This window comes from Bradyrhizobium sp. 23 (genome assembly GCF_023073295.1).
Lineage (GTDB): Bacteria > Pseudomonadota > Alphaproteobacteria > Rhizobiales > Xanthobacteraceae > Bradyrhizobium > Bradyrhizobium canariense_D.
This window is the reverse complement of sequence record NZ_JADPJF010000148.1, coordinates 245365-250485: the sequence shown is the minus strand read 5'-3', so window position 1 is coordinate 250485 and position 5121 is coordinate 245365. Positions and strand designations below refer to the sequence as shown.

The 5121-nt window shown below is 63.7% G+C and carries 5 protein-coding genes; 4 read left to right on the top strand and 1 reads right to left on the bottom strand.

Features of this window, described 5'->3' with window-relative positions; translation table 11 throughout:
- On the top strand, nucleotides 1-524 hold a 524-nt coding region (locus tag IVB32_RS34540; protein WP_276576788.1), incomplete at its 5' end, for an NAD(P)-dependent oxidoreductase.
- 11 nt (nucleotides 525-535) lie between these two features.
- A complete protein-coding gene (locus IVB32_RS34535; RefSeq protein WP_018456996.1) occupies nucleotides 536-1609 on the top strand; it encodes a malate/lactate/ureidoglycolate dehydrogenase in 1074 nt (357 codons plus the stop codon).
- A gap of 193 nt (nucleotides 1610-1802) precedes the next feature.
- Here IVB32_RS34535 and IVB32_RS34530 read toward each other — a convergent pair whose 3' ends face one another.
- Nucleotides 1803-2876 carry a tartrate dehydrogenase gene (locus tag IVB32_RS34530; protein WP_018456997.1) on the bottom strand — a complete coding sequence of 358 codons (1074 nt, stop codon included), beginning with the start codon at nucleotides 2874-2876 and terminating at the stop codon, nucleotides 1803-1805.
- A 157-nt stretch (nucleotides 2877-3033) separates the two neighbouring features.
- Here IVB32_RS34530 and IVB32_RS34525 point away from each other — a divergent pair, with 157 nt between their 5' ends.
- Nucleotides 3034-3810 carry an SDR family oxidoreductase gene (locus IVB32_RS34525; RefSeq protein WP_018456998.1) on the top strand — a complete coding sequence of 259 codons (777 nt, stop codon included), beginning with the start codon at nucleotides 3034-3036 and terminating at the stop codon, nucleotides 3808-3810.
- Nucleotides 3811-3962: 152 nt separating this feature from the next.
- Nucleotides 3963-5121: amidase family protein (locus tag IVB32_RS34520; RefSeq protein WP_247412838.1), on the top strand; the 1159-nt coding region annotated here is incomplete at its 3' end.

Genomic DNA, 5121 nt, shown 5'->3' with positions numbered 1-5121 from the left:
GAAACTGGCTCCGCGAAGACGGCATGCAACTCACTGGCAAGACGCTCGGCCTGATCGGCTTCGGCGGTATTGCCGCGGAGGTCGCGCGCATTGCCTTGGGCAGCGGCATGAAGGTGATCGCGTGGAACCGCTCGCCGAAGAGCTATCCGGGCGTGGAATTCGCCGATCTCGACACGGTGTTGGCGAGAGCAGACGTCGTATCGCTGCATCTGCTGCTCAACGACGAGACGCGCGGCATGATCACCCGCGAGATGATCGCGAAGATGAAGCCGGGCGTCATCCTCATCAACACCGCCCGCGCCGCCGTCGTCGACGAGGCCGCCATGATCGATGCCCTGAAGTCGGGCCACATCCGCCATGCCGGCCTCGACGTGTTCAATATCGAGCCATTGCCCGGCGATCATCCGCTGACAAAACTGCCGAACGTGACGTTGTCGGCGCATTCGGCGTTCCGGACCCCGGAGGCGAGCGAGAACCTGATTGGCGCGGCATGGGAGCACTGCCGCCGGATCGTGAAGGAATAAGAGCAACAACAATGGCCGATTACCGCACCATCAAGGCACAGCCGCTCATCGAAGCTATCAGCGCCATCGTCAAGGCCGGCGGGTCTACGGACCGCGAGGCCGAGCTCGTGTCCACCAATCTGGTCGAGGCCAACCTCAAGGGACACGATTCGCACGGCGTCGGCATGATCCCGCGCTATGTCCAGAGCGTCACCACGGGCGGCCTCGCCGTGAACCAGCACGTCAAGGTCGTGCTCGACACCGGTCCGCTTCTCACCCTCGACGGGCTCACCGGCTACGGCCAAGTGATCGGCCATGAAGCGATGGAGCTGGCAGCCGAGCGCGCCAAGCGCAACGGCGTGTGTCTCGTCGGCCTCTCAAACTCGCACCATATCGGCCGCATCGGCCACTGGGCCGAGCAGTGCATCGACCATGGGCTGGTCTCGATCCACTTCGTCAACGTGATCTCGCGTCCCATCGTGGCGCCCTGGGGCGGCAGCGATGCGCGCCACGGCACCAACCCGTTCTGCGTCGGCATCCCGCGCGCGGGCAAGGACCCCATCGTGCTCGACTTCGCCACCAGCAGGATCGCGCAGGGCAAGACCCGCGTCGCCCACAACAAGGGCGTCGAGCTGGAGCCCGGCACGATCATCGACAATGAGGGCAAGCCGACCACCAACCCGCGCTACACCGTGATCCCGCCATACGGCGCCATCCTGCCGTTCGGCGAGCACAAGGGTTCAGGGCTCGCGCTGGTTTGCGAAATCCTCGGCGGCGCGCTCTCCGGCGGGCAGGTGGTCAAGGGTCCGTCCGATGGCAAGCACAACGTCCTCAACGGCATGCTCTCGATCATCATCGACCCCGGCAAGCTCGGCACCGCGGAGAATCTCGCGCGCGAAGTCGAGAGCTTCGTCGCCTGGCACACCGGCTCACCTCCGGCCCCAGGCGTCGACAAGGTGAAGATCGCGGGTGAGCCCGAGCGCGCGACGAAGAAGAAGCGGCTCGCGGAAGGCATCCCTGTCGATCCGACCACCTGGCAGGAGATTCTGGAGGCCGGAAAGAAGTTCGGGCTGGATCAGGCGGCGATCGAGAAGATCGCGGGGTAGTGAGGCGGAGCACGGTGCTCTTCCCTTCTCCCCTTGTGGGAGAAGGTGGCGCGAAGCGCCGGATGAGGGGTTCTGTCCGCGAAGGGAAATGCACAATTGAGAGGTCTGTCTCCGCGGAGACAACCCCTCACCCGTCTTCGATGCTTCGCATCGAAGCCACCCTCCCCCACAAGGGGGGAGGGAAAGCAGCGCTCTAATCCACCATATCCGCGACCGCCTTGCCGCAAGCCGTAGTGTCGGCATTGCCGCCGAGATCCTTGGTGCGGAGCGTGCGCTCTGCCAGCGTGCGCTCGATCGCATCGACGATCGACTTGCCGGCTTTCTTCTCGCCGAGATGCTCGAGCATCATCGAGCCGGACCAGATTGCGCCGATCGGATTGGCGATGCCCTGCCCCGCGATGTCGGGCGCCGAGCCGTGCACCGGCTCGAACACCGACGGGAAATTGCCGTCGGGGTTGATGTTGCCGGACGGCGCGATGCCGATGGTGCCGGTGCAGGCCGGGCCGAGATCCGACAGGATGTCACCGAACAAATTGGAGCCGACCACGACGTCGAACCAATCCGGATGCAGCACGAAGTTCGCGGTCAGGATGTCGATGTGATACTTGTCCCACTTCACGCTTGGATACTTCTTCGCCATCGCCTCCACGCGCTCGTCCCAATAGGGCATGGTGATGGAGATGCCGTTCGACTTGGTCGCCGAGGTCAGGTGCTTCTTCGGCCGCGACTGCGCGAGCTCGAATGCGAACTTCAGGATGCGATCGACGCCGATGCGGGTCATCACCGTCTGCTGCGTCACGAATTCACGGTCGGTGTCCGGGAACATGCGGCCGCCGACGGAGGAATATTCGCCTTCGGTGTTCTCGCGCACGACCCAGAAATCAATGTCGCCGGGCTTGCGGTTGGCCAGCGGCGACGGCACGCCCGGCATCAGCCGCACCGGGCGCAAATTCACATATTGGTCGAACTCGCGGCGGAATTTGATCAGTGAACCCCAGAGCGAGACGTGATCCGGAATCTTGGCCGGCCAGCCGACCGCGCCGAAATAGATCGCATCGTGCTTGCCGATCTGATCCTTCCAATCGTCCGGCATCATCTGGCCGTGCTTCTCGTAATAGTCCCACGACGAGAAGTCGAAATGATCGAAATGAAGGGACACGCCGTGCTTCTTCGCCGCGGTCTCCAGAACGCGCAGGCCCTCGGGCATCACTTCCTTGCCGATGCCGTCGCCGGGAATGACCGCGATCCGGTATTGTTTCTTGCTCATCGAGAACGTCCTTGATTGGTCCGGCAGCCGCCGTCTTTTTGACCGCACTGCAATGGACCAAACGCGACGGCAGTGCAACGCTGCACTGCAATGTTGACCATGGCGCGGCCGACCGCCTACTGATTTTATTCCCGTTCCTCTCCTGCGAGTAACTCCCATGGATCTGCACCTGCGTGGCAAGCGCGTCCTGATCACGGGCGCGTCCAAGGGTATCGGCGCAGCCGCCGCCGAGGCCTTTGCCGAGGAAGGCTGTCATCTCCTCCTCGCCGCCCGCAATGGCGATCAGCTCAAGGCTTTGGCCGAGCGCTTGCGCTCGGCGCACCAGATCGATGCCGCCACGAGCATTGTGGATTTGCGCAGGAGCGAGGATTTGACGCGGCTCGCCAAGGAAGCCGCCGACATCGACGTGCTCGTCAACAATGCCGGCGACATTCCCGCCGGCTCCATTGACAAGATCGACGAGGCCACCTGGCGGCACGCCTGGGAATTGAAAGTGTTCGGCTACATCAACCTCACGCGTATGATCTATGCGCAGATGAAGGCGAAGGGCGGCGGCGTGATCGTCAACGACATCGGCGCCGCCGGCGAGAAATTCGACGCCAACTACATCTGCGGCAGCGCCGGCAATGCCGCGCTGATGGCCTTCACCCGCGCGCTCGGGGGCAAGAGCCTCGCCGACAACATCCGTGTGGTCGGCATCAATCCCGGCCCGGTTGGCACTGACCGTCACGTCACCCTGCTGAAGATGCGGGCAAACCACCAGTTCGGCGACGAGAGCCGCTACAAGGAATTCCAGAAGAGCCTGCCGCTCGGCAGGCCTGCGCATGCGCGCGAGATCGGCGATCTCATGGCGTTCCTGGCGTCGGATCGCGCGGGCTATACGTCGGGGGTCATCTATACGGTGGATGGCGGAATCAGCGCAGGATGGGGTTAACTTATCCTCGTCATTGCGAGCGCAGCGACTTGTCCGCCGAAGCTTTAGCGAAGGCGGAAGCAATCCAGGAATGTATCTGCGGCAAAAGTCTGGATTGTTTCGTCGCTTCGCTCCTCGCAATAACGCCTAAAATAAGCACAGGAGTAGAATAGTTGTCTCAGGACCTGATCCGCGAATCCGCTTGCGCCGTCGTCGACAAGCTGCGCTCCGGCGACGTCTCGCCGCTGGAGCTCTTGGATGTGCTGGAGAAGCGCATCACCGAAGTCGATGGCAAGGTCAACGCGCTGCCGACGCTGTGCTTCGATCGCGCGCGGGATAGCGCAAAGGCGCTGATGCGGAAGCCGGCCGGTGCGCGCGGATTGCTCGCAGGCCTGCCGGTGCCGATCAAGGATCTGACCGATGTTGCAGGTGTGCTGAACACACAGGGCTCGCCGATCTTCAAGGACAACATCCCGGCGACGTCCGACATCCTGGTCGAAAATCTCGAGGCCAACGGCGCGGTCGTCTATGCCAAGTCGAACACGCCGGAATTCGGTGCGGGCGCCAACACCTTCAACGAGGTGTTCGGTGCAACCCTCAATCCCTGGGATACGTCCAAATCGGCAGCCGGCTCGTCAGGCGGCGCGGCCGTTGCGCTCGCCACCGGCATGGCCTGGCTCGCGCAAGGCTCCGACATGGGCGGCAGTCTGCGCAGTCCGGCAGCTTTCTGCGGCGTCGTGGGCATGCGGCCGAGCATCGGCCGCGTCGCGCACACGCCGAAAGCGGCCATCGATCGTAACCTCGGCGTCGTCGGTCCGATGGCACGCAACGTCGAGGATCTCGCGCTGCTGCTCGACGCCATGAGCGGCGACTATGCCGCCGACCCGCTGTCGCTGCCGACGCCCTTGACGTCGTTTCTCTCGGCGGCGCAGTCAGGCAGCAAACCGAAGCGCATCGCCTATTCGGCGGATCTCGGCATCACACCGGTCGATCCCGAAGTCAAAGCGATCACGCGGAAAGCGGCGGAACGCTTTGCCGAAGCCGGCGCCATCGTCGAGGAGGCGCATCCGGATTGGCGCGATGCGCATGAGTGCTTCCACGTGCTGCGCGCGTTCGACTTCGCGATCAGCAAGGCGCAGCTGCTGCGCACCAAGCGCGACCTGCTCAAGCCCGAGGTGATCTGGAACATCGAGGAAGGCCTCAAGCTCACGACCGAGCAGCTCGAACGCGCCGAGGCGCAGCGCGTCGGCATGACAGCGCGTGCGATCGAGTTCTTCAAGCGCTACGATCTGCTGCTGGTACCGACCACGATCGTGCCGCCCTTCCCGATCG

Bases quoted from the DNA above. Each gene is read 5' to 3' on its own strand.
- IVB32_RS34530 (WP_018456997.1), bottom strand. From the start codon at position 2,876: ATGAGCAAGAAACAATACCGGATCGCGGTCATTCCCGGCGACGGCATC.
- IVB32_RS34525 (WP_018456998.1), top strand. From the start codon at position 3,034: ATGGATCTGCACCTGCGTGGCAAGCGCGTCCTGATCACGGGCGCGTCC.
- IVB32_RS34535 (WP_018456996.1), top strand. From the start codon at position 536: ATGGCCGATTACCGCACCATCAAGGCACAGCCGCTCATCGAAGCTATC.